Consider the following 26903-nt stretch of genomic DNA (forward strand, 5'->3'; position numbering starts at 1 on the left):
GTCTGTAGGGAGGGCGTGAAACTCCGTTGTATCGGGGGCGCTAAGCGCAGGAAACGACTGGCAAACCCCGGCACTGAACAACATCAGTGCCAGCAGCCCCATCCCCAGGGACTGCTGACAAATGCTCAGCGAGTTAACGATCAAGCGACGTCGGAAGCCACCGGCCATTGCTGATGCGGAATCGGCAACTTGCGCGATTCACCGCGCCCCATCGGAAAGTACATAAACCCGCTGCGCGCCAACCGGTCTGCGTCATACAGATTGCGTCCATCGAAGATCACCGGCGCCTTCAACCGTTGCTGAATCAGGTTGAAATCCGGCGCCTTGAACTGCTGCCACTCGGTGCAAATGATCAAGGCATCGGCGCCCGCCAACACCGATTCCGGGGTGCCCATCAGCATCAATTTCGCTTCGTCCGGGTACAACTGCTGGGTTTCCTGCATCGCTTCGGGGTCGAACGCCCGGACGCTCGCACCCGCGGACCACAGCGACTCCAGCAGCACGCGGCTGGGCGCGTCGCGCATGTCGTCGGTGTTGGGTTTGAACGCCAACCCCCACACGGCGAACGTCTTGCCCTGCAAATCGCCTTTGTAGAACGCGTTGATGCGTTCGAACAACTTGTGTTTCTGCCGCTGGTTGATGGCTTCCACTGCTTGCAGCAAATCGCTGGAGCAATGCGCTTCTTCGGCGCTGTGGATCAGGGCGCGCATGTCCTTGGGGAAACACGAACCGCCATAACCGCAACCGGGGTAGATGAAGTGATAGCCGATGCGCGAATCGGCGCCGATGCCCAGGCGTACCGATTCGATGTCGGCGCCCAGGTGTTCGGCCAGTTCGGCGATCTGGTTGATAAAACTGATCTTGGTCGCCAGCATGCAATTGGCGGCGTACTTGGTCAGCTCGGCGCTGCGCAGGTCCATGAACATGATTCGGTCATGGTTACGGTTGAATGGCGCATAAAGGTCGCGCATGACATCGCGCACGTCATCGTTTTCGCAGCCGATGACGATACGGTCCGGACGCCGGCAATCGGCGACCGCCGAACCTTCTTTCAAGAACTCCGGGTTGGAGACGATCTCGAACTGCAGTAATCGGCCAACTTTGATCAGGCATTTGTCGATGTGCGCACGCAGGGTATCGCCGGTGCCCACGGGAACCGTGGATTTCTCCACCAGAATCACCGGATGTTCGCGATGACGGGCCACCGCTTCGCCCACCGACAGCACGTACCGCAAGTCCGCCGAACCATCGTCCCGGGACGGTGTGCCGACCGCAATGAACAACACCTGACCGTGCTGCACCGCGAATTTTTCATCGGTGGTGAACTGCAACCGCTTGGCCTCAAGGCTTTCGCGCACCAGGCTGGCCAGCCCCGGCTCGAAAATGCTCACGTGGCCTTGTTGCAGCAATTCGACTTTCTTCTCGTCGATGTCCATGCAGACCACGTCGTGGCCGACTTCAGCCAGGACAGCGGCCTGCACCAGGCCAACGTAACCGCTACCAAATACACTGATTTTCATAGGTCACTCCTGAGTGTGGGCGCGTGAGCGGGTCGAGCGTTGATGGTGATGACGCCCAGAATGACCAGGGCCACCCCGAGGCTTTTGCAAAGGCTGAAGTCTTCGTTGAACACCGGCAGGACGGCGGCGAGCAGGTACACCAGCGCGTAGCTGATGCTCAGTACCGAGTACGCCCGGCCCAGCGGTACATCGCGCAGGGCCACGAGCCAACTGAGCATCGACAGGGCGTAGGCGAGGATCGCGGCCAGCACCACCGCGACCGCGGTCGGGTCGATGTTGGCGGCCAGCACGTGTTCCGGTGGCGGCAGGCGCGTCATGCTCCAGCGCATGCCCAGCTGCGCGGCACTGCCGAGCAGCACACTGCCCAGCGCGAAGGAGATGCCCCGGCGCAGGATCATGTGTTCAACCCCAGCAGAATCACGCCACCGATCACCAGCGCCACGCCCATCCAGTGGCGGCGGTCGATGGCTTCGTGGAAGAGAAAGCGGGCGATCAGGGTGATCAGCACGAAATTGAGGCTCAACATTGGATAGGCGACGCCGACTTCAAGGCGCTGCAACACCAGCAGCCACACCAGCAAACCCGCGCCCAACGCAGCGAGGGCCAGCCACAGCCATGGCGAACGCAGTTTTTTGCCCCAACCCGACGGCGTGACGCGCCAGCTCTCCACGGCGTATTTCTGGGCGATCTGGCCCAGACAGGTCAGCAGGCAGGCCGCCAATACCAGCAACAGGCTCATGACGCACCCTGAGGGAAAATCAGAATCACAAGGTTGCCTTGTTCATAGCGTTTGCCATCCTTGGGCAAGCGGTCGATTTCACGCAGTTCGTCTTCACCCTTGACCCGCATCAGCACGCCCACCGAGCCACGCTGGCGGGCGTCGTGCATCCACTGTTGAACGCGATCAGGGTCGACGCGCTGCGACGCGCCGTCAGGATAAGCGAGGCCATATTTCAGTTCGCCTATCGTGTTGTACAGCGCCACGTCCGGGCGTTTCAGGCGCCAGGCCAGGGCCGAGGCAGCGCCCAGATCGTTGCTCAATAAGGTGCCGGTCTCGCCAAGTTCCCGGGCATGTTCAAGGACAAACTGGTCGGGCATTTTGTTCGCCACCACCGATTCGGGCATGGCGGACGGCAGGATCCCGATCAGCAGCAGGCTGCCAAACGCCGGCGCCGCCCAGCATTGCAAGGGCCGGAAGGCTTGCAGCACGTTGGCCATGATCCAGCCGATCAAGCAGATGAATACCAGCACAAGGTTGTGCAGTTCATGGTCGTACAGCGGCTTTTTCAGTTGCAGATAGACCAGCGCGAGGAGGACGGTGATGCCCAGAATCAAATTGAGCAGGCCATTGAAACCCAGCACCCGGCCTTGCTCCAGGCGCAGGCGATCAGCCAGCGTGTGGCCCAGCAGCAAGGCCAGAGGCAGCAGGCACGGCAGGATGTAGCTGGGCAATTTGCCGTTGCTGATGCTGAAAAACAGCAGTGGCATCAGCAGCCACAGCAACAGAAAAGCAACGTTTTCCTGCCTGCGGGTTTGCCACGCCTGGCGAAGCGCCGACGGCAAGAGCGCCATCCACGGCAGACTGAATGCCACCAGCAACGGCAGATAAAACCACCATGGCGCGTCATGCTGAGCGTCATCGCTGGCGAACCGCCGGATGTGCTCGTGCCAGAAGAAAAACCGCCAGTAATCGGGTTCCTGCGCGTGCACCGCCAAGGCCCAGGGCAGGCTCACGACGAGGGCCACGGCAATCGCAACCGGGCCATAGATCAACAATTCACGCCCGCGTTTTTGCCAAAGCATCCAGGGCAGGGCGATCAGCACCGGCAGCAGCCAGGCCAGAAAGCCCTTGGTCAGAAAACCCATGCCACAGGCCAGGCCCAAGGTTGCCCAAGCGATCAGGCGCCGAGGGCGGGTGGCACTGTCCAACGCGAACCACAAGGCGACCAGACTCAGGTTGACCCAAAAAGTGAATTGCGGGTCGAGGTTGGCGTAACCGGCCGCGCCGGCAACCACGGTGAAACTCATGTACAGCAGCGCGCAGGCAAAACTTTTGCGCGGCTCGTTCCACAATTGGCAGGCGATCAAGTAACACAGCATCACACTGAGCCCGGTGCTGAGCGCCGAAGCAATCCGCACACCGAACAGGTTGTCACCAAACAGCGCCTGACCGAGGGCGATCATCCAGTACCCAGCCACCGGTTTTTCAAAATAGCGCAGGCTCATGAAGTGCGGCGAGACCCAATTGCCGCTCAAGAGCATGTCCTGGCTGATCTGCGCGTAACGGGTTTCGTCGGGAATCCACAGGCCGTGCGTACCCAATGGCAGCAGATAACCCAGCAAAAACAGGCCCAGCAGTAGCGGTAATGCCCAGCGTTGGCTCATGCGCCTTGCACTCCCAGCCAGCCTTCACGACCTGCGAACGCACCGCGTACCACGCGACCGGCCGGCAAAGTGTCTGGCGTCTGCGGCAGCCATTCGCCCAAGGGTTGAAAGCCGATCCCACGCCCACGCGCATCGGCCAGCAGTTGACGGAAAGCATCGGCCAGCAGAATCCCTTCCACTTCGGCATGCACCGTGTAGACGTTGAGTTTTTCCGCGGAAAACCGGTCAAGCAATAACGCGTTGAAGTCCTTGGCCGCAAGGCTTGGGCCGACCACCTCGTCGAAGGTGGGCAGGTCCACCGGGATCTGCGGCGTGCCCAGCCCACCCCCGGCCAATGTCGGGCGGAACAGGCTGTGGCCACGGCAATCGCTGTTGTAGCGAAAGCCGAAACCCTGTTTAGCCTCGATCACGCGCGCGTCGGCGCGCCAACCGGCAGCGGCCGAGCACTGGACTTTTTCCCCGAGGATATCGCTGAGCGTGTCCACGCCCTGGCGAATCTGCTCGATCAACTGCGCGTCGCTCCAGCGCCCGGCATTGGCCTGCCAGCCGTGGTGATCCCAGGCATGCAGACCGACTTCATGCCCGGCGGCGAGGGCCTGACGCATCAAGTGCCCGAGGTCGCGGCCGATCGGTTTACCCGGCCACGCGGTGCCGGCCAGCAAGATGTCCCAGCCGTACAACCCGGGGGCGTTGGAGCGCAGCATCTTCCACAGGAACTGCGGGCGAGTCAGGCGCCACAAATGACGACCCATGTTGTCCGGCCCGACGCTGAAGAAAAACGTCGCGTTGACCTGGGCTTCATCGAGTATCTCGAGCAGACGTGGCACGCCATCACGGGTGCCACGGTAGGTGTCGACATCAATCCGAAGGCCCGCCTGCATCAGTGTTTGTCCGCGATTTCGAGCATCGCTTCACGCAAGAAGAAGTCCAGGGTGTTGCCGATGGTTTTGCTCATCTCCACGGTCGGCGCCCAGTCCAAAAGCCGCCTGGCGTTGTCGATGCTCGGCTTGCGGTGGGACACGTCCTGGTAACCGGTGCCGTAAAACGCCTTGCTTTCAACGTCGCGGAACCCGGCGAACGGCGGGAAGTTGTCACGCAGCGGGTGCGCTTCGAACTGACGCAACAGCTCTTCGCCCAACTGACGGATGCTGGCTTCGTTGTCCGGGTTACCGATGTTGATGATTTGACCGTTGCAGGCATCGTTGTCGTTATCGATGATCCGCGCCAGCGCTTCGACGCCGTCGGCGATGTCGGTGAAGCAGCGCTTTTGCTCACCGCCATCGAACAGGCGGATCGGTGTGCCTTCCACCAGATTAAGGATCAGTTGCGTGATCGCCCGGGAGCTGCCGATGCGCGCCGAGTCCAGTCGGTCGAGGCGCGGGCCCATCCAGTTGAAGGGGCGGAACAGGGTGAAGTTCAGGCCTTTCTGGCCGTAGGCCCAGATCACGCGGTCGAGCAATTGCTTGGAGGTCGAGTAGATCCAGCGCTGCTTGTTGATCGGACCCACCACGAGGTTGGACGTGTCTTCGTCGAAGTTGGCGTCCTGGCACATGCCATAGACTTCCGAGGTCGAGGGGAAAATCACGCGATTTTTATATTTGACGCAATAGCGAACCAGTTTCAGGTTTTCTTCAAAGTCCAGTTCGAACACGCGCAGCGGGTTGCGCGTGTATTCGATCGGCGTGGCAATCGCCACCAGCGGCAGGACCACGTCGCACTTCTTGATGTGGTATTCGATCCACTCGGAGTGAATGCTGATGTCGCCTTCGACAAAATGGAAATTCGCATGGCTGCGCAAACGTTCGATGGCGTCGCAACCAATGTCGAGACCATAGACCTCGTATCGGTCATCGCGCAGCAAACGCTCGGACAAGTGATTGCCGATGAAACCGTTGACGCCGAGGATCAATACGCGAGTGCGCCGTGGTGCGCGCCCGGATTCGGCGCCGCGCAACAGGGAACCGTCGACCAGACCGAGTTCGCTGGCCAGTTGCGGGCCGCTCAGGTACAAGCCGTTGTCGTTGCGTTGACCGGCGCGGATCACCAGCGAATCTTCACCACAGGCAATGCGCAACGGATCGACGCTGATGACCCGGCCCGGTGGCTGACCTTCGTTGCCCTTGACGACTTCAGCGCTCCAGACAATCAGTTTGTGTTCGCCAGCGGCGCAGTACGCGCCCGGGTACGGCTGGGTCACGGCACGCACCAGGTTGAACAGTTCTTCGGCCGGTTTTTGCCAAATCAACTTGCCGTCGGCGGGCGTGCGGCGACCGAACACGGTGGCTTGGGATTCGTCCTGCGCGGTTTCACTGACTTTGCCCTGAAGCAAGGCCGGCAGCGTGTCGCGCAACAGATCGGCAGCGGCCACGCGCAACTTGCCGTGCAGGCTCAGCGCCGTGTCGCTACGGTCAATCACCACCCGTTGTTGAGCAAGGATGGCGCCGGCGTCGGCACGCTTGACCATGCGGTGCAGGGTCACGCCGGTTTCGCTTTCGCCGTTGACCAGCACCCAGTTGGCTGGCGCACGTCCGCGATAGCGCGGCAGCAACGAACCGTGCAGGTTGAACGCGCCTTTACGGGCCGTGGCCAGCAACGGTTCGCTGAGCAGGTGGCGGTAGTAGAACGAGAACAGGTAATCGGGGTTGAGTTGACGGATGCGTTCGATCCACAGTGGATGATTGACGTCTTCCGGTGCGTGCACGGGGATCCCCCGGCGGGCGCACAGTTGCGCAACCGAGCCGTAGAAGGTGTTTTCCTGCGGATCATCGGCATGGGTGAACACGGCGGCAATCTCGTATCCGCTGGCGAGCAGGGTTTCGATGCCGGCACAGCCAATATCGTGATAGGCGAAGACAACAGCGTTTGCGCTCATGAGAGAACCTGATCTGAAGAAGTGGAAGTGAGACCGTCGACGGTGACGACAGGCGCCGGGGTGGCCGGCTGGCTACGCAGGACTTTTTCGATGAAAAAGCGCGGACGCGCACGGACGTCGCTGTACATGCGCCCGAGGTATTCACCCAGCAAACCCATGCCGATGAACTGGCCACCGGTAAACACGAACAGCACGGCGAACAGCACAAACGTGCCGTCACCCGCCCAACTCGCGCCGAACACCAGCCGCAACACGATCAGTGCCGTGGCGAACGCCACACCCAATCCGGCCATGGCGAAGCCGACGATGCTCAGCAACCGCAGCGGGGTGGTGGTCATGCAGGTGATCAGGTCGAACATCAGATTGACCAGGCGCATGGGGCTGTACTTCGATTCGCCGTGTTCGCGCTCGGCGTGAGTCACCAGGATTTCCGTGGTGTGTCGGGCGAAGCTGTTGGCCAGGATCGGAATAAAGGTGCTGCGTTCGCGGCAGGCGAGCATGGCGTCGACGATGGTCCGGCGGTAAGCCCGGAGCATGCAGCCGTAGTCACTCATGGCGACACCGGTGGAGCGCTGGACCGCGAGGTTGATCAGTTTCGACGGCCAACGGCGCAGGGCCGAGTCCTGACGATTGCTGCGCACCGTGGCGACCACGTCATAGCCGAGTTCAGCCTGAGCCACCAATCGCGGAATCTCTTCGGGCGGGTTTTGCAGATCGGCATCGAGGGTGATGACCACATCGCCCTTGCACTGCTCGAAACCGGCCATGATTGCCGCGTGCTGGCCGTAATTGCGGTTGAGAATGACCGCCACCACCGGACTGCAATCGCGACTGGCGGCCTCCTCGAGGATGTGCGCCGAGTGGTCGCGACTGCCGTCATCAACCAACACGATTTCGTAGTCATGGTGCAATTGCTGGCACGCCGTTTCGGTGCGCCTGAGCAATTCAGGCAGGCTGTCCTGTTCGTTGTAGACCGGGATGACAATCGACACGCAACGGATCGGGTAAGGTTTCACAGGCGTCTGTCCAATGTGCTTTCAATGGCGCTGACCACTCGGTCGACGTCGTCGAGCGTCATGTCGGGGAACAACGGGATCGAACACAGGCGTGCCGAGTTCCATTCGGTGTTGGGCAGGTAGATGTTGGGGAATCGCTGGCGGTAGTAGGTGTGCAGGTGCGTGGCGATGAAGTGAATGCCGGTGCCGATACTGTGTTCCTGCAAGGACTTCATGAACGCCTCACGGTCCAGTCCGCAGCGTTCGGCGTCGATACGCAAGATGAACAGGTGCCAGGCGTGCTGTTGCGGGTAGGCCGCAATGGCCAGCGGTTGCACCGGTGAGCCTTCCAGCCGTTGCAGGTAAGCCTTTGCCAGCGCTGTACGCTTGGCGTTGATGTCGTCCAGACGCTGCAGTTGCACCAGTGCGATGGCGGCATTGATGTCGGCCAGGTTGTACTTGAACCCCGGCTCGATCACCTGCGCCTGGGGCTTGCGGCCGTGGGTCAGGCGGTCGTAGGCATCGACGCCAAGGCCGTGAAACTTGAGCATGCGCACTCGGCTGGCCAGCGTTTCATCGTCAGTGACGAACATCGCGCCCTCGGCGCAGGTCATGTTCTTGATCGCGTGGAACGAGAAGATCGCCGTGCCTTTCGCGCCGACGTGACGGTTTTTGTAAACGGTGCCCGCCGCATGGGCGGCGTCTTCGATCACCGGGATGCCGTGTTTCTCGGCCAACGCGTAGAGCGGATCGAGATCGAACGCCGCGCCGGCGTAGTGCACCGGAATGATCGCCCGGGTGCGCGGGGTGATGGCCGCTTCGATGTGCTCGACGCTGCTCATCAGCGTGTCGCGGTCAACGTCGACAAACACCAGCGTCGCGCCCAGCAGGCAGATCATGTTGGCGGTGGAGACCCAGGTCTGGGACGGCGTGATGACTTCGTCGCCGGGACCAATGCCCAACGCCAGTAACGTGACATGCATGGCGCCAGTGGCCGAGGACAGTGCCACGGCATGGCGGCAGCCAACATAGTTGGCGAAGTGTTCTTCGAGTTGCTGATTTTTCGGCCCGGTAGTGATCCAGCCAGAGCGCAAAACTTGCTCTACGGCCGCAATTTCCTCATCGCCGATACTGGGGCGGGAGAAGGGGAGAAAAGCCTGACTCATGGAGAACCTCAGGGCGTTGGAAGTCCTTCAGCCAAAGGGCCGAAAGAAACAGAGTTTCAGTGGTTTAGTAACCTGTCTGGCACGAACCGCATTTGACTTTTGCGGCCATGGGCGGCAGGTTGGGTGCCCATCGCGGCTCACCGGATATATAAGAGGTTAGGCGCGTTTTTGTGAAAGGAACATGAAAAACCGGTGGGCGAATCGTTTATCCGAAGTCTATTAAGCCTGTGTTCAGACTTCTGCCGTTCATCGCGTTATTGCGTAGAAAAGTCCTACAGAAGTGTCCCGCTTTATATGAAGAATGTTTCAATCCTTAGTTGTTTTAATGAACTGTTTCCACTCAAGGCCGTTTGTTTTGATTGACTTACCTGTTGCTGATTCAACTGCTGCAAAGAACCCGATGACCGTGTATCTGGCGCGACTGGCGCCGTCCAGCCAACTGACCATGCGCTATGTGTTGCAGGACGCCGCCGATCGCCTGGGCTTCGAAGACATGAACGTCGAGGACATTCCCTGGCACGAGCTGCAGCCCGAGGATGTGATCGCGCTGGTCGCGGCCTTGCGCGAGGATGGCTACGCACCGAATACGTCGTCGCTGTACGTCAACGCTGTGCGTGGGGTGATGAACGAAGCGTGGCGCATGAGCCTGATCAGTCAGGAGCACTTGCTGAAGATGCGCTCGGTCAAAGGCATTGCCGGCACACGGCTGTCGCAGGGGCGCAATCTGCGGCGCTCACTGATTCAGGAGATGATGGCGGTTTGTGCCGCCGACCCACGGCCACAAGGTTTGCGCGACGCGGCGATCATCGGGATTTTGTACGGCTCGGGCATGCGTAAATCGGAGTCGGTGAACCTCGACCTGAATCAGGTGGATTTCACCGAGCGCAGCCTGCGGGTGACCGCCAAAGGCAACAAACAACTGATCAAGTACGCACCGGCCTGGGCGTTCGCCAAACTGGATGCCTGGCTGGAGCTGCGCCGTTCGCAGCTCAAGGACGGCGAAGTGGACGATCCGTTTCTGTTCAATCGCATCCGTCGCGGCAGTCACATCACCCGCGAGCGCATCACCAAACACGCGATCTATTACATCGCCCGCCAGCGGGGTGCGCAGGTCGGGGTGAAAATCATGCCGCATGATTTTCGACGCTCGTTCATTACCCGCGTGATTGAGGAGCACGATTTGTCGATCGCGCAGAAACTCGCGCATCACAGCAATATCCAGACGACCGCCAACTACGACGTGCGCGATGACAACGAGCGGCGACGGGCCGTGGACCGCTTCGATCTTTAAGGTTCACTCAGCACATGGGCATGCCCGATGGTCGAGACCTGAACCGCACTGCCGGTAGGTGGCGCGTACAAGCCTGAGCTGCGCACCATGAGTGTGCGGCCAGGCTGTTGCGCTGAAGGCAAAGACTCCAGCTCCACGGTCAAGGTGCAGGTATTGCCGCTGAAATCCCGCTCGGTCACTACCGCGCGGCATCCAGCGACCTCTACGTCGTTTGACACGATGCCGATCAGTTGCAACTGCTCGGGCCGCAGCATGATCTGCGCGCAGCGGTTGTTGCGATGGTTGTTGACCGGGATCCGCCCCAGATCACAATGCGCCCAGCCGGCCTCGATCCTGGCGGGCATGACCACCGCATCGCCGAGGAACAGCGCGGTTTGTTCGTCGCCGGGATAGCGGTAAAGATCCAGTGGATGACCTGACTGCACCAGTTGCCCTTCGCGCATGACCGCCAGTTGATCGGCAAATGACAGCGCTTCGCTCTGGTCATGGGTGACCAGAATGGTGGTGACACCGGCATCGGCCAGCAGCCGCGCAACCAGTTTGCGCATGGCGGCGCGCAAGCCGGTATCGAGCGCGGAAAATGGCTCATCCAGCAACATCAGGCGTGGCTGTTGCGCCAGCGCTCGCGCCAGTGCCACACGTTGTTGCTGGCCGCCGGAAAGCTCATGGGGCCAACGATTGGCCATGCTGGAATCCAGTGCCACGCTGTCCATCAGTTCGGCAATACGCTCGTGTTTCATGGCGCCCTTGGTCGACAGGCCGAAACCGATGTTGGCGGCCACGGTCATGTGCGGAAACAGGGCGCCGTCCTGCGGGACATAACCGATCTGGCGTTGATGCGCCGGGACTTCGTGGGTGTCGTCCACCAACGTCTGGCCATTGAACGTCAGGCGGCCCGAGTCCGGAAACTCGAAACCGGCGATCATGCGCAGCAAGGTGGTTTTGCCCGAACCGGAAGGCCCGACGATCACCGTGCGGCTACCCGTGGGCACCGACAGGCTGATGTTTTCCAGGGCGCGATGCGCGCCATAGGATTTGCAGATCGAATGCAGTTCAAGAGCGTTCATCGGCCAGCCGTTCGTTTGGATTGGTGATAGAGGAGCCCGGTCAAAGGAAGTGACAGCAGGATCATCAGCAAGGCATAAGGCGCAGCGGCGGCGTAGTCGATCTCGCTGGTCAACGCCCAGAACCCGGTCGCCAGCGTGCGCGTGCCGTTCGGGGCGAGCAGCAGGGTGGCGGTCAATTCATTGGTGATCGCCAGGAACACCAGCGCGGCACCCGCAGCAGCACCGGGCGCGGCGAGGCGCAGGGTAATCAACCACAACGCACGACCGGGCGAGCGACCGAGACTGCGGGCGATGTTCTCCAGCTCAACCGGCGCCTGAGCGATGCCCGCCCGCAAACTCACCAGCGCACGGGGCAAAAACATCAGCAAATACGCCAGCAGCACGGTGATCGTGGTCTGATAAATCGGACGGGCGAAATGCACCGTGACCGTCACCAACGCCAGGGCGACCACAATGCCCGGCAACGAACTGGTGATGTAGTTGCAGCTTTCAAGGACCCGTTGCAGCCGACCCGGCGAGCGGATCGACAGCCACGCAATCGGAATCGCCGCGCAGGTGGTGAGAGCCGCGCCGGCAACCCCGAGCAGCAGCGTCTGTTGCAGCGCCGGCATCAGCTCGGCCATCTGCCAGACCTGCGAGCCACCGGCGATCAGCCACTTGCCCAAGGTGATCAACGGCACCCCCAGCGCGAGGGCGCAGGTCACGATCTGCAAGGTGAGCGCGAGCACGGTTGGCAGTTTTTTCAGGCGCACGACCTGCTGTTCCCGGGCGCTCCCGGAACCAACGCGGGCATACCGCGCATTGCCACGCGCCGCCGATTCGACGGTCAGCATCGCCAGGCAACACAGCGCGAGCACACCCGCCAGCATGTGCGCGGCTGGCCCGTTGAAGGTGGATTTGAACTGATCGAAGATCGCTGTGGTGAAGGTGTCGAAGCGGATCATCGCGTACAGGCCGTATTCGGCGAGCAGGTGCAGCCCGACCAACAAGGCGCCGCCACAAATGGCCAGACGCAGCTGCGGCAGCACCACGCGAAAAAACACTGCCCAAGGTTTGAGCCCCATCGATTGCGCGACATCTTCGATGGCCGGATCGAGCCGACGCAACGTCGCCGCAATCGGCAAGTAGAGGAAAGGGAAGTAGGCGATGACCGACACCAGAACCCCGGCAAACAGCCCGTGAATCGGCGGCACCAGACTGACCCAGGCATAGCTGTGAACGAATGCCGGGACCGCCAGCGGCGCGGTCGCCAGCAACGACCACCAGCGCCGCCCCGGCAGATCGCTGCGCTCGGTCAGCCAGGCGAGTGTCACGCCCAGCGCGACGCACAGGGGAATCGTGATCAGCACCAGCAATACTGTGTTGATGAACAGCTCGCCGACCCGTGGCCGAAACACCAGTGCGAGCAAGGTTGTCCAGCCGGTTTGCACGGACACGCCGATGACAAAAGCGATTGGCAGCAGCGCCAGCAGCGAAACCAGCACCGACAAACCGATCACCCATGCACCGCCGCGACCCACGAACACTCCGCGGGAGCGGCGGCGCAAATGTGCGGGTATCGCCTCAGCGACGACCGCCGGTAATGTTTCAGGCATCAATTAGAGCAGTCCGGCCTGTGTCATCAGCTCAACGGCTTTTTTGCTGTCGAGTTTCGAGGCGTCGACTTTCGGCGCGTCGAGCTGCTGCAGGGGCACCAGTTTTGGGTTGGATTGCGCGTTCTTGCCGACCGCGTATTCAAACGAATTGCCGGTCTTGAGGATGGCCTGGCCGTCTTTGCCGGTCACCCACTTGAGGAACGCCTGGGCTTGATCTTTGTGTTTACTGGACGCCAGGACACCGCCACCGGAAATACTGACGAAGGCGCCCGGATCCTGGTGTTTGAAATAGTGCAGTGCGGTGTTCTTGCTGTTCTCGCCGGTCTTGGCCTGATCACCGAAGCGGTAATAGTGATAAATCACACCGCTGTCGATTTGCCCGGCGTTGACCGCTTTGAGCACGGAGCTGTTGCCCCGGTAGGCGGTAAAGTTGATCTTCATGCCCTTCAACCACTCCAGGGTGGCGGCTTCGCCTTTGAGCTCCAGAACGGCAGCGACAATCGCCTGGAAGTCGGCACCGGCGGGCGAGGCTGCCCAGCGGCCTTTCCATTTGGCATCGGCGAGGTCCATCAACGACTTCGGCAGCTCGGCTTCGGGCAGTTTGGCCGGGTTGTAGACAAACACCGTGGAGCGCGCCGCGATCCCGACCCATTTGCCATGGGCCGGACGGTAGGCCGCGTCGATTTGTTCGAGGGTAGTCGGCGCCACGGGCGCAAACAGCCCCGCGTTGTCCACCAGCACCATGGCCGGGGAGTTTTCGGTGAGGAACACGTCAGCCGGGGAGGCTGCGCCTTCCTGCACGATCTGATTGCCCATTTCCGTGTCGTCGCCATTGCGTACCGTGACCTTGATCCCGGTCTCCCTGGTAAAGCCTTCGACCCAGGCTTTGGTCAGGCTTTCGTGCTGGGCGTTGTAGACCACGATGCCGTCGGCATCCGCAGCGTAGACGTGGCCAGCACTCAGCAGGGCAGTAGCCAGCAGGGCTTTTTTGAGGAAAGAGGGGAAATGGCGATTCATGCGGTGGCGGCTCCCGTTATTTTAGAATCTTGGACGCTGACAGACCGGAAGGGTCTGTGAATGATTGTAGGTCAATACGAATCATTTGCAGCTTTGAGGCGGCGCCAAATGTAAGGGATGGAATGAGAAAAAAACGTCAATTCATTGCGCCACCGGGCAACCTTTCTGTGTGCCGCTCGCGGCCTGGTTGATCAACGCGGCCAGGCGCTTGACGTTGTTTTGCTGGGCCACCACCAAGTCATCAATGGACGGTCCTGAAGGTGTCTGCAACGTGCTGCGGCAGGTGATCAGCGTGTTATCACCTTCACCGGGATTGCGCAGACGCCATTTGACGTCGATCAAACCGTACTGCCCGGGTATCGAGTCGAAGCGTTGCACATCGAGGCGCACCGAGACTTTACGTTGCGGATTGCTGTTGGCCAGTTGATCGACTAATGCGCTGCGCAACTCGTCCACCAGGCTCGCGGCCCACCATTGGGTCTCGAGAATCGCCAAACCACTGTTGCCCTGACGAATGACGATCTGCGGGCGATCGACCTGAGGCGGTACGCTGAGGCCTTCGATCTGGATGTCTGCGCCGTTGCCGCGTGCGGTGCCGCTCAATTGAGTCGGTGTCAGCGTGTGGAACTGAATCGGGTCACTGCGGCAGGCGACAAGCAGTACACACGCAGTGACCAAGCCAATCTTCAGCGAAAAAGCCATGGGTGTTGCTCCTGTGGTCAGTTGCGTGGTGGACCCTGCAGATCAGCCGGTGCTGCGTTGTTGGGCCGACCGCGAATCAGCGACTCTGGATGCCGGCCCAAGTAATCCGACAGTTCACGCAAGGAGCGCGACATGCGTCCGAGTTCGTCCAGGGTCTGGGTCAATTGCTCGCGTTGCGGCGAGTCCTCGGCGAGGGTCGAGCTGGCCGATTGCAGGGTCTTGCTGACGTCCGCCAGGGTGGTTTGCACGCCGGGCAAGGTCTTGGCGTTGAATTGCGCGAGGCCTTTGCGCAGCTCGACGAGGTTGCTGTCGAGGTTGCCGGCTATGCGTCCGATGGGCAGGTCGTTGATTTTGTTGACCATGCTTTCGAGTTTTTCCTGCAACTGTTCAAGGCTGCCGGGAATGGTCGGGATGGACACCGGCCGAGCGGTTGGATCGAACACGACTTTCTCTGCCTTCGGGTAGAAGTCGAGCGCTACATAGAGCTGACCGGTCAACAGGTTGCCGCTTCGGGCCTGTGCCCGCAGGCCGTTTTCGATGAAGGAGCCCATAAGCCTGACACCGGCGGCTTCGTCATTGGGGTCGTGCTTCAACGCCTCAAGCATTTTGGCGTGAGCCTGACCGAGCCGTTGCGGGTAGATCACGATGCCGACGTTGACCGGAAAGCTGCGCTTTTTTGCATCGAAATCCAGATTGACTGACACCACTCTGCCGAACTCGATGCCAAGGAATTCCACCGGCGCACCGACCTTCAGCCCCCGCAGTGCCTGGTCGAAACGCAAACTCAGGTATTGCGCCTTGCCGTTGGGCGGGGCGAGGGCGGTTTGCTGGTCTTCGAACAGCTCGAACGCTTTTTCCTCGGTAGCCGATTTATCGTTGGGGCTGTATTCCGGGGCGCGGAAAGCGATGCCGCCCACCAGTATGGAGGACAGCGATTCGGTCTTTACTGCAAAACCGTTGGCCCCGACATTTACATCGATCCCGCTGGCATTCCAGAACCGGGTGTTTTCGGTGACGTAGGCGTCGTTGGGTGAATGGATAAAGACTTCGATGTTTACCCCTTTGCCGTCGGCGTCCAGGGCATAAGCGACGACCTGCCCGACGGGAATCTTGCGGTAGTAAACCGGCGAGCCGATGTCCAGTGAACCGAGGTCCGGGGTATGCAACATGAAGCGCTTGCCCGGCTCGCCATAAGTGATCGGCGGCGGGTTTTCCAGGCCTTTGAAGTTCTTCGCCCGCGCATTGGCCTGGCCGATGTCGGCGCCAATGTAGTCCCCGGACAGCAGCGTATCGATACCCGACACGCCGCCCGCGCCGATTCGGGGCCGCACCACCCAGAATTGCGAGTCTTCGCGGGTGAAACTTTCCGCCTGCTTGGCCAGTTTGATGGTGGCGTTGACGCTTTTCTGGTCGTTGCTCAGTTCTACCTCGGAGACTTGCCCGATCACCACGTTACGGTATTTGACCTCGGTCTTGTTGGCGGTCAGGCCGCTGCCGGTCTTGAATGTGACGGTGATGGTCGGTCCTTCCTGCAGGATGCTGTGCACCACCAGCGAAATACCTACCAGCACCGCGATAATCGGGACTATCCATACCAAGGAAACGCTGAAACGACGGGTCTTGATCGGGGCCTGCCCGGGAGCTTGCGGCCCGTCAGTGGCTTGCGACTTCATCCATGACCTCCTCGTGATTCGAATGGTGTTGGTCCCAGATCAAACGCGGGTCAAAACTCATGGCAGAGAGCATGGTGAACACCACGACCAGGCCAAAGAAGAGAATGCCCACGCGGGGTTCGATATCGGCCAGGGCTTGAAACTTGACCAGTGAAGCCACCAGGGCCACCACGATCACGTCGAGCATCGACCAATAACCGATGAGCTCGACGAAGCGGTACATTTTTGACCGCTCCTTGCGCGCCCATTGGCTGTCGCGCTGAACGGTCACCAGCAGGAGCGTCAGAGCGACGAATTTGACGCCCGGCACCGCGATGCTGGCGATGAAAATGATCAGGGCAATGTCCCAGGCGCCGTGCTGCCAGAAATCCAGCACACCGCCCATGATGGTGCTGTCGGCGCCGGCGCCAACCATTTTGGTGTTCATCACCGGCAACACATTGGCCGGGATGTAAAACACCAGCGAAGTCAGCAGGTAGGCCCAGGTGCGGGTCAGTGCGTTGGGCTTGCGCCGATGCAGCGGTGCACCGCAACGCTCGCATTCTTGGGGTTCGCCGGTCATGTCACAGGCCAGGTCGCAGCTGTGGCAAAGGCACAGGTTGAGTTCGCTCGCGACCGGAGGCGTGGTCATAAAACATCCCACAGTTCACGTATATCGCGCCCGGCAATGCGGATCATCATCAGGCTGAGAATGGCCAGGGCGAACAGTCCGATGCCGGGCAGCACGTCGAGCAACCCGGCGAGCTTGATCACCGCGACCATCGCCCCCAGCAGGCAGACTTCCAGCATGCTCCAGGGCCGCAGGGTTTCCAGCCAGCGCATGCAGAATCTGAAACCCGGTGAGCGACGGGAGGTGAGGGCGAAGCTCAAGACCCAGATCAACAGCAGCAACTGGAAAATCGGCGCAATGATCATGGAAATGGCCGCCACCAGGGCGATGAAGGTAATCGGGCCCAGCGTCAGGGCCATTATGGAATCCCACAGCGTTGCGCTGTTTTTCAAGCCTTTAAGGCTGATGCTCATCACCGGATAGAAATTGGCGAAAATCCACAGCATCAATGCCGTCACGGTCAACGCCAGTCGCTGCTCCACCGTCAGGCCGTTATAACGCTGAAGCACACCGCCGCAGCGCGTACACAGGGTTTTCTGATGTTTGGCGAGCGTGACTTTTTGATACACGCAGTCGCAGTGCTCGCAGATGATCAGTTGGTCAGTCGTAGCCATAGGCCGCACTCGCCAGGACACAGGAAAGTCAGAGCACCTCCTCAATATAGAAGTGCCTTGTGAATGAGCAAATCGAAAGGCTCAAACGACCGATAGTCCGTGTCATCGTTCTTCGCGGGCAAGCCCGCTCCCGCAAGGATCTTCGTCGTTCACCAATGCTGTGTCCGCTGAAGATCCTGTGCGGGCTTGCCCGCGAAAGCGGTAGCTCAAACACGGTTGCGCTTTAGCCGAGCACTTCACGCAGGCGATACCAGAACATGCCGAGTGCCAGCAACGGCGAGCGCAGCTTCGGGCCACCAGGGAAAGTCATGTGTGGCACGGCGCTGAATACGTCAAAGCCTTGGCTGTGCCCGGCATGAATCGCTTCACTCAGCAGTTTGGCGCACCAGTGGGTCACGTTCAGGCCGTGACCGGAATAACCCTGGGCGTAGAACACGTTCGGATGCTGGCTCAAGCGCCCGACCTGCGGAAAGCGATTGGCCGTGATGCCAATCTTGCCGCCCCACTGATAATCAATGCGCACATCGGCCAGTTGCGGGAACACCTTGAGCATTTGCGGGCGCATGTAGGCGGCGATGTCCGACGGATCACGCCCGGAGTAATGGCAGGCACCGCCGAACAACAAACGCCGGTCCGCCGAGAGCCGGTAGTAATCCAGGCCGACTTTCTGGTCGCACAGCGCCAGGTTCTGCGGGATCAATTGCTTTGCAACCTCCGGCGCCAAAGGCTCCGTGGCGATGATGTAGCTGCCTGCCGGCAGCACCTTGCCGCTGAGCTTCGGTTCGAGTTCGTCCAGATGTGCATTGCACGCCAACACCAGACTGCCGGCGCGCACCGTGCCACCGGCACAACGCACCTGCACGGTGTGGCCATGCATCAACTCGAGCACCGGGCTCTGCTCGAAGATCTGCACCCCAAGCGAACGCGCCAGTCGCGCTTCACCGAGCACCAGATTGAGCGGGTGCAAGTGCCCAGAGCCCATATCCACCAAGCCACCGGCATACACCCCCGAGTTCACCACCTGTTCACGAATCTGTTCCGGCCCGACCAAGCGCGTTTCGTGGGCGTAACCCGAGCCGACAAGGCCTTCCTGCTCTGCCTTGAACGCCGCGAACTGTGCCTTGGTATTGGCCAGTTCGCAAAAACCCCAACGCAAGTCGCAATCGATGCCGTGCTCGCGGATGCGCTTGCCCACCAGCTCGACCGATTCGGTCCCGGCGCGCTCCAGATAACGCACGCCTTCTGCTCCGACGTGCCGGGCCAAACCGCTGACGTCGTGGCCAATGCCGCGAATCAACTGACCGCCGTTGCGCCCGCTGGCGCCCCAGCCGATTTGACGGGCTTCCAGCAAAATCACCGAGAGCCCGCGCTGCGCCAGTTCGATGGCGGTGTTGACCCCGGTAAACCCGCCGCCGATCACGCAGACATCGGCAATGAGGTCTTCCTCCAGCGCAGGGAAGGGCGTTAGCGGATGGGCCGATGCGGCGTAATAGGAGCGCGCATGTTCGTTGCTGTACTGATTCATTTGTTGGACTTCACTTTGCTCCAGGAACGGGTCATCAGCCGCATGATCGCCTGGGGCGGGGTGGTCGAGATGTAGAGCTTGTCGAGGACTTCCTGAGGCGGGTAAACCTCGGGATTGTTCACCAGCTCAGGGTCCATGTATTGCTTGGCGGCCGGGTTGGGGTTGGCGTAACCGACCAAGGCGCTGACCTTGGCGATGACTTGCGGGTCCAGCAGGTAGTTGATGAAGGCGTGAGCCTCCTTCGGGTTGCTGGCATCGGCGGGAATGGCCAGCAAATCGAACCACAAATTGCTGCCTTCCTTGGGGATCGCGTAAGCGATGTTTACGCCGTTCTTGGCTTCCTTGGCGCGGTTGGCGGCCTGGAACACATCACCCGAATAACCGAAGGCCACGCAAATGTCGCCGTTGGCCAGGTCCGACACGTACTTGGAGGAGTGGAAGTAGGTGATGTACGGGCGGATGCTCAACAGCTTGGCTTCGGCTTTTTTGAAGTCTTCCGGGTTCTCGCTGCGTGGGTCCATGCCCATGTAATTGAGGATCGCGGGGAACACTTCATCCGCCGAGTCCATCATCGACACGCCGCACTGGCTGAGTTTCTTGATGTTTTCCGGTTCGAACAGCACGGCCCATGAATCGATGTGATCAATGCCGAGCACTTGCTTGACCTTGTCGACGTTGTAGCCGATGCCGTTGGTGCCCCACAGGTAGGGGACCGAATGCTCGTTACCCGGATCGTTCTTCTCCAGCAGCGCCAGCAGTTTCGGGTCGAGGTTCTTGAAGTTCGGCAGCTGTGCGCGATCCAGTTTTAGGAACGCGCCGGCCTTCACCTGGCGGGCGAGGAAGTGGTTGGACGGCACCACCACGTCATACCCGGTACGGCCGGCGAGCAGTTTGCCCTCAAGGGTTTCGTTGGAATCGAAGACGTCGTAGATCACCTTGATCCCGGTTTTCGCCTGGAAGTCGGCGAGGGTGGTTTCGCCGATGTAATCGGTCCAGTTGTAGACGCTGACCTGTGGTTGAGCGTGCGCAACAGCGCTGAACAAGACTGCCAGCGCGGCCGGAACCACGGATTTCAATAGACGCATATCGACACCTCTTGGAATTATTGGGTTATTCAGGTGTTTCGCTATTCCTGTGGGAGCCAGCCTGCTGGCGATAGCGGTGGGCCAATCGATACAGAGGTTGGCTGTGCCGACGCTATCGCGAGCAGGCTCACTCCCACAGGGGATGTGTGTAGGGCTCAGACGCTGAGCAACAAAAACTCCCGCTCCCAGGAGCTGATCACCCGCTTGAAGTTCTCGTGTTCCGCTCGCTTGACCGCCACGTAACCGCGGACAAACTTGTCGCCCAGATAACGCCCGATGGTTTCGCATTCTTCCATCTGCGTCAGCGCGTCTTCGATGGTGATCGGCAAACGCAGGTTGCGTCGCTCATAGGCCCGGCCCTGCACTGCAGCACTCGGCTCGACGCGCTCGACCATCCCGAGGTACCCGCACAACAGGCTGGCGGCGATCGCCAGATAGGGGTTGGCATCCGCGCCCGGCAAGCGGTTTTCCACGCGCATCGCCTCGGGACTGGAGGTCGGCACACGCAGGCCCACGGTGCGGTTTTCTTCGCCCCACTCGACGTTCACCGGTGCCGAGGTATCCGGCAGGAAACGGCGGAACGAGTTCACGTTGGGCGCAAACATCGGCAGCACTTTGGGGATGTATTTCTGCAGGCCGCCAATGTAGTGCAGGAACAGTTCGCTCATCTGACCGTCGGCATTGGCGAAAATCGGCTTGCCGGTGGCGATGTCCACCACGCTCTGGTGAATGTGCATCGCGCTGCCCGGCTCATCGCCAATCGGCTTGGCCATGAACGTCGCCGCGACGTTGTGCTTGAGCGCGGCCTCGCGCATGGTGCGTTTGAACACGGTGATCTGGTCGGCGAGGTCCAGCGCGTCGCCGTGACGGAAGTTGATTTCCATCTGCGCCGGGCCGTCTTCGTGGATCAGCGTGTCGAGGTCCAGGCCTTGCAATTCGCACCAGTCGTAGACGTCTTCGAACAACGGATCGAACTCGTTGGCGGCGTCGATGGAAAACGACTGACGGCCACTTTCCGCACGGCCCGAACGGCCGAGCGGCGCCTTGAGCGGCAAGTCCGGGTCTTCGCAACGCTGGGTCAGGTAAAACTCCATTTCCGGCGCGACAATCGGCTTCCAGCCCTTATCGGTGTAAAGCTGCAGGACTTTCTTCAACACGTTGCGCGGTGACAGTTCGATCGGGTTACCGAATTTGTCGAAGGTGTCGTGGATCACGATCGCGGTAGGCTCGATGGCCCATGGGATCACGTAGACCGCGTCGGAAACCGGCTTGCACACCATGTCGATGTCGGCCGGGTCGAGCAGGTCGTAGTAGATGTCGTCGTCGACAAAGTCCCCGGTTACCGTTTGCAACAGCACACTTTCCGGCAGGCGCATGCCTCGCTCATGCAGGAACTTGTTGGTGGGTGCAATCTTGCCGCGTGCAATGCCGGTCAGGTCGCTGACGACACACTCGACTTCGGTAATCTTGTGATCTTTCAGCCACGTGAGCAGCTGATCGAAAGGGACATTCATAAAGACCTCATTATTGGTTTTATTAACGCCGGGGAGGGTGGTTTCATCCGCCACACACTTCCCCTGGGACGCGTTGACGACTATCTTGGGCGAGCCTTGACGTTCCATCTATCCACTTTCAGCAGCACCAAAACGCACCAAACGAGTGCGTAAGGTCACCCATGACAGCGTGCAATCCATTGCAGGTCCAAGCGTTCAACACCGCCGATGTCGCCGAACAAATCCGCGCCACACCCGGTTGGGTCCAGCAGTACCAGCAGATGTCGCCGGGGCATTTCGCCGGGCGGGTGCGATATCTGGACCTGCAAGGCGTAGAGATTTACGAGGAACACATGAACACCCGGGTCGAACAGAATTTCAGCGCGCCCGAGGGTTCACTGGCGTTCTGTTTCGATCGCAGCGACAACGCGCTGTACGTGTTGAATGAAGAAAGCCGCAACATCTGGATCACCCCGGAGAACTACCAGGAAATTGCCGTGGTGTTCGGGCCTGAGTTCGTTCAGCGCCACGGCCTGAATGTCGCCAGGCTCGAAGGGTTGTTCATGGCGCCGCTGAATTCGGGGCAGAACGCGCTGTTCAGTCGCTGGCTGAGCGGAACCTTGACTCGTTTGGCGCAGACCCTCGATCCGCCGAGCAAAGAGGCGTTGACCCAGCAATTGCTGGAAGACTGTCTGTACATCCTCGACAACGCGTGCGTCTGCCTGGACCGCGGCGGTTTGCAGCGTCGCGCCGAAGAGCGGGCGGTGATGAAACGCATCGGCGAATGGGCGGCCGATTCCCCGGAAGAAACCTTGAATTTGCTCGAGCTGTCCCAGGTCGCCGGGGTTTCGCTGCGTCAGTTGCAGCACGCGTTCAAGGCGTATACCGGCATGACGCCGACGCACTGGTTGCGCCTGCGCCGGCTCAACAGCGCCCACCGCGAACTGCTCAGCCGCTCACCCATGGAAACCACCGTGGCCGAAGTGGCGATGCAGTGGTCGTTCTGGCATTTGGGGCGATTTTCCAGCAGTTATCGCGCGCTGTTCAAAGAGCTGCCGAGCGAAACGCTCAAGCGCGTTGGCCGTCAGTCATAAGTCGGGGGAGGGCGAGCGTGGGTGATCTACACTTTTGATGGCTGAGAATTGCCCGGAGGTCATCATGAACAGCTTGTCTTCCCTTGGTCTGTGTGCCGCGCTGTCGATTGCCGCCACGCAGGCATGGGCCGAAACGGTGGTCCCGATGAAGGGCCAGACTTCGCAACAAACCCAACTGGACATCGACGCCTGCCACAACATCGCCGCCAGTCAGAGTTCAACGACGCCGCCGGCATCCGGTGGCCGCCTGAAAGGGGCGGCGGTCGGTGCTGCTGCCGGAGCGGCTGGAGCTCAGGTTCGCGGGCGCCAGCACGATGAGTTTTATGACCGTGTGGATGACGATGTGAAGCAGGATTATCGGCAGAACCGGGCCAAAGAGACGGCCGCCGCCGGTGCGATGGTGGGTGCATCGCGTCAACGTCAGGAGCGTCGTGCGCAGCAGAAAACCGCCGCATCCACCAGTTCGACCGCCTACAGCAGTTGCCTGCAAGGCAAGGGGTATCAGGTCAATCCCTGAACGCGTTTTGGCGGTTGCTGATCCAGCAGATAAACCATCAGGCACGCATACAGCGTCACCAGAATAAACAGCCCCATGCGCACGGCAAATGCGGTGTAGACATCTTTGCCCGCGAGGCTGTCCTGCACCGACTGACCGAGCAGGATAATCATGGTGATCAGGCTGTTGAGCCAGAACCCCGGGCTGAACCGGGTCGGGCTCAGGGCGTACAACTTGCGCGCCAGGACCAGACCGAAAAGCAGCATCCACAGAAAAAACATCCATAGGTGCACGAACAGGCTGAGCGCACTCCAGAACAGCACCGCCAGCACGCCGGCCAGCAGGGTCGAGCCGACCAGTTCGCGACCGGCGTTCCGGGCCGTGGTGGAACTCTGCTGACCCAGGCCGACTGCCTTCAAAATGATCGGCAGGTAGCTGGCCGGATCGACCATTGCCAGCAAAAAAGCCGGCAGCACGATCAGGGTTGCACGCAGCGCAACCCGGCTGACTTCTTCCGCCGGCAACAGCGGTGCGGCGGGTGGCGACGGCGCGTTGGGCGGGTCGGGAAACAGCCAGTGACTCACCGCCACCACCATCACGGCAAGGAGTAATCCTTTGACCAGGGCACCAATAACCATCGCCGCGAGGTCGAACTCGGCGACGCCGGCAGAGGAAATCATGGTCAGACCGATCACCAGAAAGGTGACGATCAGGTTGTTGCCGCCGCGCAATCCAAAACGAAAAACCAGGAACAGACTGACGCCGATCAGCAGCACGCCACTGACCGGGTAATAACGCAGAATCGGAATCAACAACAGGCCGACACCGGTGGTCAACATCGCAACGACGGCCAGAACAATTCCGGCCTTGAACGGCAATGGCCGGTTGACGGTGGCGAGGAGCAACAACGCTAGCACCGGTGCGATAAAGGGAATCGGCAAGCCCAAACCGAAACTCGCTGCGAGACACAACGCAGTGCCCGTGGCCAGACGCAGTGCGCGTTGAGCCCGGGGCGTGCGTTTAGTAGGCATAGGACAGCCAGCTCATCAGGCCAAGAAACAGACGGCCAAGCGGGTTCAGCGGATTGCCTTGACTAGGGAAGGCCATGACTTCAGCCTGGCCGCCGGCACGCAACGCACGACTGTCGCGCAGCCGCGCTTTGGCGTCGTCGGAAAGCTCGATGATCACTGGAAAACGCTGAGCCGGGCGTAACCAGTCGCGGCTGTTCTGCACGCTGGGCAACGTACCGGGTGCCGGCGTCTGACCGACACTGACGCCGTAGCCGACACTGCGTACGCGACCGTCGAATACTTCGCCCGGCAGCGCATCCAGAACGATCGCCACCGGCGTATCGACCTTGACCAGACCGAGGTTGTTCTCGGTCATGTCGGCACTGATCCATACATCGTGGATGGCGATCAGGGTCATGACCGGACTGCCGACGGCGGCGAACTGTCCGGTATCGGTGCGCAAGTCGGTGATCAAACCTGCCGAACGTGCGCGAACCTGCGTGTTGGCCTGGTCCAGTTCGGCTTTCGACAACGCCGTGGCGGCACTGCGCAGCAGAGCGTTATCTTCTTCGCTACCTCCTTCCTGCTCACGAGCGCGCTGGACTTCGGCACGGGCGGCGGCGACCTGGCTGACGGCTTGTTCGCGGTTGGCGCGAGACACTTCGAGCAGGCGCACGGAAATGGTTCCGGGGTCATCGCGGTACAGCCCCTCAAGGCGCTGATTGTCCTGGCGCGCCTTGAGTTCGTTAGCCTGGGCGGCGCGCAGATTGGCTTGTGCCGAGGCAATGCCGGCGGTGCTGGCACCGATCTGTCGGCGAGTCGATTCGAGGTCTGCGCGTGCACGGTCGACGGCGATTTGATACGGCTGGGGATCCACTTCGAACAGAACATCTCCCGCCTTGACGTCCTGGTTGTTGCGCACGTTGACGCGAATGACCCGACCGGCCACTTCCGCAGCCACCGGAATGACAAAGGCGCCCACCCGGGCCTGTTGGGTGTAAGGCGTGAACCGGTCCGCCGACAGGTACCAGGCCAGGCTCAGGACGATGACCAGCAACACCCATTTGATGCCTTTTTTCGCCGGATCGGCGGGCGGCTCGGGTGCCTTGGGGGAGGGCGGTGCGGCTTCACTCATGGTCTTTTACCTTGTTGGCTTGTGCAGCTGAAGGCTCATCCAGCAGATCGCCCCAGTCCGTGCGTTGCTCCATCTGTCGGCGGGTGGCCGCATCGATTTTCGGCAGCGCGCTGTACCAGCCACCACCCAAGGCTTTGTACAGGGCAATCACATTGCTCACGGCATTGCTGCGGCTGACCAGATAGTTGTCCTGTTGCTCCAGCAAGGCACGTTGCGCATCCAGCACCCGCTGAAAGTCCGAATAACCTTCACGATATTGCACACTGGCCAGCACCAACGAACGTTTGGCGGCGACTTCGGCCTCACGCAGGATGCGTTCGCGTTCCAGGGACTTGATCAATCCGCTGGCCGCGTCATCGGCCTCGCGCGCCGCCTGGCGAACCTTGTCGCGGTAGGCTTCGATCAACTGCTGCAACCGCGCATCCTGGATACGCACGTTGTTGCTGATCTGGCCATGGTCGAACAGGTTCCAGCGCAGACTGGGGCCACCGATGAAGTCCAGGCTTCTGGAGGTGCCATTCAGGGTGTCGGCCGACCAGACGATGCTGCCGAGCAAGGTCAACGACGGGTAGAAATCGGTTTCGGCAACGCCGATCAGCGCCGATTGTGCTGCGACATTGAGTTCGGCCGCGCGCACGTCGGGCCGGCGAAGTAGCAGGTTGGCGGGTACATCCTGCAGCACCGCGCGGTCTACTAGCGGGATCAATCCTTCATTCTCAAGTAACTGCGGCAGCGCGCCGGGCGGCTGGCCGATCAACACAGCCAACGCATTACGGGTACGCAGCACCTGGTCTTCGAAGTTGGGAATGGTGCTCAGGGTGCCCAGGTATTGAGTCTTGGCCTGTTGCAGGTCGAGTTCGGCTTGTTGGCCACTGTTGAACAGCTTTTCGGTGATCTCGAAATTACGCTGTTGCTGTCTGGCATTTTCCCTCGCAACGCGCAAACGCGCCTCGGTGGTGCGCAACGAAAAGTAGGTGTCCGCCACTTGGGCACGCAGCAGGACGAGCACGTCTTCGTAGTTGGCCTGTGCGGCGAAGTAACCGGCATCGGCCGATTCGATGGCACGGGCGAAGCGCCCCCAGAAATCCAGCTCCCAGCCTATGTCGAACCCGGCGCTGTGTTGCCAGAAATGGCTGTCCTGTGGATTGCTCCCGCCGGATTGCCTGCGGTTGAAGTACAGACTGTCGACACTGGCTTGCTGCAGCTGCGGGTAGCGTCCGCTTTGAGCGATCCCCAGTTGGGCCCGGGCCTCCATCACTCGCAGACCGGCGATCCTCAAATCCGAATTGTGGGCATCCGCCTCGGCGATCAGACGATCGAGCAGCGGATCGCCGAAGACTTGCCACCACTGCCGCAAATCGGGATTCAGGCTGCGCTGGCTGGATTGTTCGAGGGCAGGGGAGCTCCAACGGTCGATCCACGCCAGCTTCGGCGACTGAAAATCCGGCCCGAGGCGCACGCAACCACTCAAGCCGAGCACACCCAGCAGGAGCAATTGGCCTGATCGCGTCAAATGCATGCATGTTTTCCATTCCAGTCAGCTCACAGGAGCATAGAC

Annotated in this window: 24 protein-coding genes; 3 read left to right on the plus strand and 21 right to left on the minus strand. The window is 60.7% G+C overall.

Going from position 1 to position 26903, the window contains the following annotated elements; translation table 11 throughout:
- Window positions 1–140: 140 nt before the first annotated feature.
- Genes F8N43_RS05530 through arnB form a run of 8 tightly spaced genes read right to left on the minus strand, consistent with a single transcriptional unit; the run spans window position 141 to window position 8938 of the window.
- Window positions 141–1520, minus strand: coding sequence for a UDP-glucose dehydrogenase family protein (locus F8N43_RS05530; protein ID WP_150637075.1), 1380 nt, complete (start codon window positions 1518–1520; stop codon window positions 141–143).
- The gene (gene arnF, locus F8N43_RS05535; RefSeq protein ID WP_150634291.1) at window positions 1517–1918 is read right to left on the minus strand and encodes a 4-amino-4-deoxy-L-arabinose-phosphoundecaprenol flippase subunit ArnF; all 402 of its coding nucleotides are present in this window, start codon (window positions 1916–1918) and stop codon (window positions 1517–1519) included. Before arnF ends, F8N43_RS05530 begins: the two co-directional genes overlap by 4 nt.
- Entirely contained in the window at window positions 1915–2259 is a 345-nt protein-coding gene (gene arnE, locus F8N43_RS05540) for a 4-amino-4-deoxy-L-arabinose-phosphoundecaprenol flippase subunit ArnE (RefSeq protein ID WP_150634292.1), read from the minus strand. The genes arnF and arnE overlap by 4 nt, the downstream gene beginning before the upstream one ends.
- Window positions 2256–3905 carry a lipid IV(A) 4-amino-4-deoxy-L-arabinosyltransferase gene (gene arnT, locus F8N43_RS05545; protein ID WP_150653351.1) on the minus strand — a complete coding sequence of 550 codons (1650 nt, stop codon included), beginning with the start codon at window positions 3903–3905 and terminating at the stop codon, window positions 2256–2258. The genes arnE and arnT overlap by 4 nt, the downstream gene beginning before the upstream one ends.
- Window positions 3902–4786, minus strand: a complete 885-nt coding sequence (gene arnD / locus F8N43_RS05550; protein WP_150653352.1) for a 4-deoxy-4-formamido-L-arabinose-phosphoundecaprenol deformylase — start codon at window positions 4784–4786, stop codon at window positions 3902–3904. The genes arnT and arnD overlap by 4 nt, the downstream gene beginning before the upstream one ends.
- Window positions 4786–6777 carry a bifunctional UDP-4-amino-4-deoxy-L-arabinose formyltransferase/UDP-glucuronic acid oxidase ArnA gene (arnA, locus tag F8N43_RS05555; protein ID WP_150653353.1) on the minus strand — a complete coding sequence of 664 codons (1992 nt, stop codon included), beginning with the start codon at window positions 6775–6777 and terminating at the stop codon, window positions 4786–4788. Before arnA ends, arnD begins: the two co-directional genes overlap by 1 nt.
- A complete protein-coding gene (arnC, locus tag F8N43_RS05560) occupies window positions 6774–7793 on the minus strand; it encodes an undecaprenyl-phosphate 4-deoxy-4-formamido-L-arabinose transferase (protein WP_150634296.1) in 1020 nt (339 codons plus the stop codon). The genes arnA and arnC overlap by 4 nt, the downstream gene beginning before the upstream one ends.
- A complete protein-coding gene (arnB, locus tag F8N43_RS05565; protein ID WP_150653354.1) occupies window positions 7790–8938 on the minus strand; it encodes a UDP-4-amino-4-deoxy-L-arabinose aminotransferase in 1149 nt (382 codons plus the stop codon). Before arnB ends, arnC begins: the two co-directional genes overlap by 4 nt.
- 400 nt (window positions 8939–9338) lie before the next feature.
- Here arnB and xerC point away from each other — a divergent pair, with 400 nt between their 5' ends.
- Window positions 9339–10229: a tyrosine recombinase XerC gene (gene xerC, locus F8N43_RS05570; RefSeq protein WP_150634298.1), complete on the plus strand. Its 891-nt coding sequence runs from the start codon at window positions 9339–9341 to the stop codon at window positions 10227–10229.
- On the opposite strand, the gene F8N43_RS05575 is transcribed toward xerC, so the two are convergent.
- The 10 genes from F8N43_RS05575 to F8N43_RS05620 form a co-directional block, all read right to left on the minus strand.
- Complete coding sequence (locus F8N43_RS05575) at window positions 10226–11296, minus strand: ABC transporter ATP-binding protein (protein WP_150634299.1); 1071 nt, start codon at window positions 11294–11296, stop codon at window positions 10226–10228. The two genes, xerC and F8N43_RS05575, sit on opposite strands and share 4 nt — an antisense overlap.
- Window positions 11293–12891, minus strand: coding sequence for an ABC transporter permease (locus tag F8N43_RS05580; protein WP_150634300.1), 1599 nt, complete (start codon window positions 12889–12891; stop codon window positions 11293–11295). The genes F8N43_RS05575 and F8N43_RS05580 overlap by 4 nt, the downstream gene beginning before the upstream one ends.
- A gap of 3 nt (window positions 12892–12894) precedes the next feature.
- Window positions 12895–13908, minus strand: a complete 1014-nt coding sequence (locus tag F8N43_RS05585; protein WP_150634301.1) for an iron ABC transporter substrate-binding protein — start codon at window positions 13906–13908, stop codon at window positions 12895–12897.
- A gap of 141 nt (window positions 13909–14049) precedes the next feature.
- The gene (locus F8N43_RS05590) at window positions 14050–14610 is read right to left on the minus strand and encodes a membrane integrity-associated transporter subunit PqiC (protein ID WP_150637054.1); all 561 of its coding nucleotides are present in this window, start codon (window positions 14608–14610) and stop codon (window positions 14050–14052) included.
- Window positions 14611–14627: 17 nt separating this feature from the next.
- Window positions 14628–16283 carry an intermembrane transport protein PqiB gene (locus F8N43_RS05595; RefSeq protein WP_150653355.1) on the minus strand — a complete coding sequence of 552 codons (1656 nt, stop codon included), beginning with the start codon at window positions 16281–16283 and terminating at the stop codon, window positions 14628–14630.
- Window positions 16264–16914, minus strand: a complete 651-nt coding sequence (locus tag F8N43_RS05600) for a paraquat-inducible protein A (protein ID WP_150653356.1) — start codon at window positions 16912–16914, stop codon at window positions 16264–16266. Before F8N43_RS05600 ends, F8N43_RS05595 begins: the two co-directional genes overlap by 20 nt.
- Window positions 16911–17507 (minus strand): paraquat-inducible protein A, encoded by a 597-nt coding sequence (locus F8N43_RS05605; RefSeq protein ID WP_017339017.1) that lies wholly within the window; start codon window positions 17505–17507, stop codon window positions 16911–16913. Before F8N43_RS05605 ends, F8N43_RS05600 begins: the two co-directional genes overlap by 4 nt.
- Window positions 17508–17730: 223 nt before the next feature.
- On the minus strand, window positions 17731–19032 hold the full coding sequence (locus tag F8N43_RS05610) for an NAD(P)/FAD-dependent oxidoreductase (protein WP_150653357.1): 1302 nt from the start codon (window positions 19030–19032) through the stop codon (window positions 17731–17733).
- Entirely contained in the window at window positions 19029–20117 is a 1089-nt protein-coding gene (locus tag F8N43_RS05615) for a polyamine ABC transporter substrate-binding protein (protein WP_150653358.1), read from the minus strand. The genes F8N43_RS05610 and F8N43_RS05615 overlap by 4 nt, the downstream gene beginning before the upstream one ends.
- Window positions 20118–20272: 155 nt before the next feature.
- Window positions 20273–21631 (minus strand): glutamine synthetase family protein, encoded by a 1359-nt coding sequence (locus F8N43_RS05620; RefSeq protein ID WP_150653359.1) that lies wholly within the window; start codon window positions 21629–21631, stop codon window positions 20273–20275.
- A 161-nt stretch (window positions 21632–21792) separates the two neighbouring features.
- Here F8N43_RS05620 and F8N43_RS05625 point away from each other — a divergent pair, with 161 nt between their 5' ends.
- Both F8N43_RS05625 and F8N43_RS05630 read left to right on the plus strand, forming a co-directional pair.
- Window positions 21793–22704 carry a helix-turn-helix domain-containing protein gene (locus F8N43_RS05625; protein ID WP_150634309.1) on the plus strand — a complete coding sequence of 304 codons (912 nt, stop codon included), beginning with the start codon at window positions 21793–21795 and terminating at the stop codon, window positions 22702–22704.
- A gap of 64 nt (window positions 22705–22768) precedes the next feature.
- Window positions 22769–23221, plus strand: coding sequence for a YMGG-like glycine zipper-containing protein (locus F8N43_RS05630; protein WP_150634310.1), 453 nt, complete (start codon window positions 22769–22771; stop codon window positions 23219–23221).
- Here F8N43_RS05630 and F8N43_RS05635 read toward each other — a convergent pair.
- From F8N43_RS05635 to F8N43_RS05645, 3 genes are read right to left on the minus strand one after another with little or no spacing between them, the layout of a single operon-like run.
- Window positions 23206–24231: a DUF2955 domain-containing protein gene (locus F8N43_RS05635; protein WP_150653360.1), complete on the minus strand. Its 1026-nt coding sequence runs from the start codon at window positions 24229–24231 to the stop codon at window positions 23206–23208. The genes F8N43_RS05630 and F8N43_RS05635 overlap by 16 nt on opposite strands.
- Entirely contained in the window at window positions 24221–25345 is a 1125-nt protein-coding gene (locus tag F8N43_RS05640) for an HlyD family secretion protein (RefSeq protein ID WP_150637044.1), read from the minus strand. The genes F8N43_RS05635 and F8N43_RS05640 overlap by 11 nt, the downstream gene beginning before the upstream one ends.
- Complete coding sequence (locus F8N43_RS05645; protein ID WP_150653361.1) at window positions 25338–26864, minus strand: efflux transporter outer membrane subunit; 1527 nt, start codon at window positions 26862–26864, stop codon at window positions 25338–25340. The genes F8N43_RS05640 and F8N43_RS05645 overlap by 8 nt, the downstream gene beginning before the upstream one ends.
- Window positions 26865–26903: the final 39 nt, after the last annotated feature.

This window comes from Pseudomonas fluorescens (assembly GCF_902498065.1).
Classification (GTDB): Bacteria; Pseudomonadota; Gammaproteobacteria; order Pseudomonadales; family Pseudomonadaceae; genus Aquipseudomonas; species Aquipseudomonas fluorescens_BJ.

Bases quoted from the DNA above. Each gene is read 5' to 3' on its own strand.
- F8N43_RS05585 (WP_150634301.1), bottom strand. From the start codon at position 13,908: ATGAATCGCCATTTCCCCTCTTTCCTCAAAAAAGCCCTGCTGGCTACT.
- F8N43_RS05610 (WP_150653357.1), bottom strand. From the start codon at position 19,032: ATGAATCAGTACAGCAACGAACATGCGCGCTCCTATTACGCCGCATCG.
- F8N43_RS05615 (WP_150653358.1), bottom strand. From the start codon at position 20,117: ATGCGTCTATTGAAATCCGTGGTTCCGGCCGCGCTGGCAGTCTTGTTC.
- F8N43_RS05580 (WP_150634300.1), bottom strand. From the start codon at position 12,891: ATGCCTGAAACATTACCGGCGGTCGTCGCTGAGGCGATACCCGCACAT.
- F8N43_RS05605 (WP_017339017.1), bottom strand. From the start codon at position 17,507: ATGGCTACGACTGACCAACTGATCATCTGCGAGCACTGCGACTGCGTG.
- F8N43_RS05595 (WP_150653355.1), bottom strand. From the start codon at position 16,283: ATGAAGTCGCAAGCCACTGACGGGCCGCAAGCTCCCGGGCAGGCCCCG.
- F8N43_RS05620 (WP_150653359.1), bottom strand. From the start codon at position 21,631: ATGAATGTCCCTTTCGATCAGCTGCTCACGTGGCTGAAAGATCACAAG.
- F8N43_RS05625 (WP_150634309.1), top strand. From the start codon at position 21,793: ATGACAGCGTGCAATCCATTGCAGGTCCAAGCGTTCAACACCGCCGAT.
- F8N43_RS05630 (WP_150634310.1), top strand. From the start codon at position 22,769: ATGAACAGCTTGTCTTCCCTTGGTCTGTGTGCCGCGCTGTCGATTGCC.
- F8N43_RS05575 (WP_150634299.1), bottom strand. From the start codon at position 11,296: ATGAACGCTCTTGAACTGCATTCGATCTGCAAATCCTATGGCGCGCAT.
- F8N43_RS05600 (WP_150653356.1), bottom strand. From the start codon at position 16,914: ATGACCACGCCTCCGGTCGCGAGCGAACTCAACCTGTGCCTTTGCCAC.
- arnB (WP_150653354.1), bottom strand. From the start codon at position 8,938: ATGAGTCAGGCTTTTCTCCCCTTCTCCCGCCCCAGTATCGGCGATGAG.
- F8N43_RS05645 (WP_150653361.1), bottom strand. From the start codon at position 26,864: ATGCATTTGACGCGATCAGGCCAATTGCTCCTGCTGGGTGTGCTCGGC.
- arnD (WP_150653352.1), bottom strand. From the start codon at position 4,786: ATGCAGGCGGGCCTTCGGATTGATGTCGACACCTACCGTGGCACCCGT.
- arnF (WP_150634291.1), bottom strand. From the start codon at position 1,918: ATGATCCTGCGCCGGGGCATCTCCTTCGCGCTGGGCAGTGTGCTGCTC.
- F8N43_RS05635 (WP_150653360.1), bottom strand. From the start codon at position 24,231: ATGCCTACTAAACGCACGCCCCGGGCTCAACGCGCACTGCGTCTGGCC.
- arnE (WP_150634292.1), bottom strand. From the start codon at position 2,259: ATGAGCCTGTTGCTGGTATTGGCGGCCTGCCTGCTGACCTGTCTGGGC.
- F8N43_RS05590 (WP_150637054.1), bottom strand. From the start codon at position 14,610: ATGGCTTTTTCGCTGAAGATTGGCTTGGTCACTGCGTGTGTACTGCTT.
- F8N43_RS05640 (WP_150637044.1), bottom strand. From the start codon at position 25,345: ATGAGTGAAGCCGCACCGCCCTCCCCCAAGGCACCCGAGCCGCCCGCC.
- arnA (WP_150653353.1), bottom strand. From the start codon at position 6,777: ATGAGCGCAAACGCTGTTGTCTTCGCCTATCACGATATTGGCTGTGCC.
- F8N43_RS05530 (WP_150637075.1), bottom strand. From the start codon at position 1,520: ATGAAAATCAGTGTATTTGGTAGCGGTTACGTTGGCCTGGTGCAGGCC.
- xerC (WP_150634298.1), top strand. From the start codon at position 9,339: ATGACCGTGTATCTGGCGCGACTGGCGCCGTCCAGCCAACTGACCATG.
- arnT (WP_150653351.1), bottom strand. From the start codon at position 3,905: ATGAGCCAACGCTGGGCATTACCGCTACTGCTGGGCCTGTTTTTGCTG.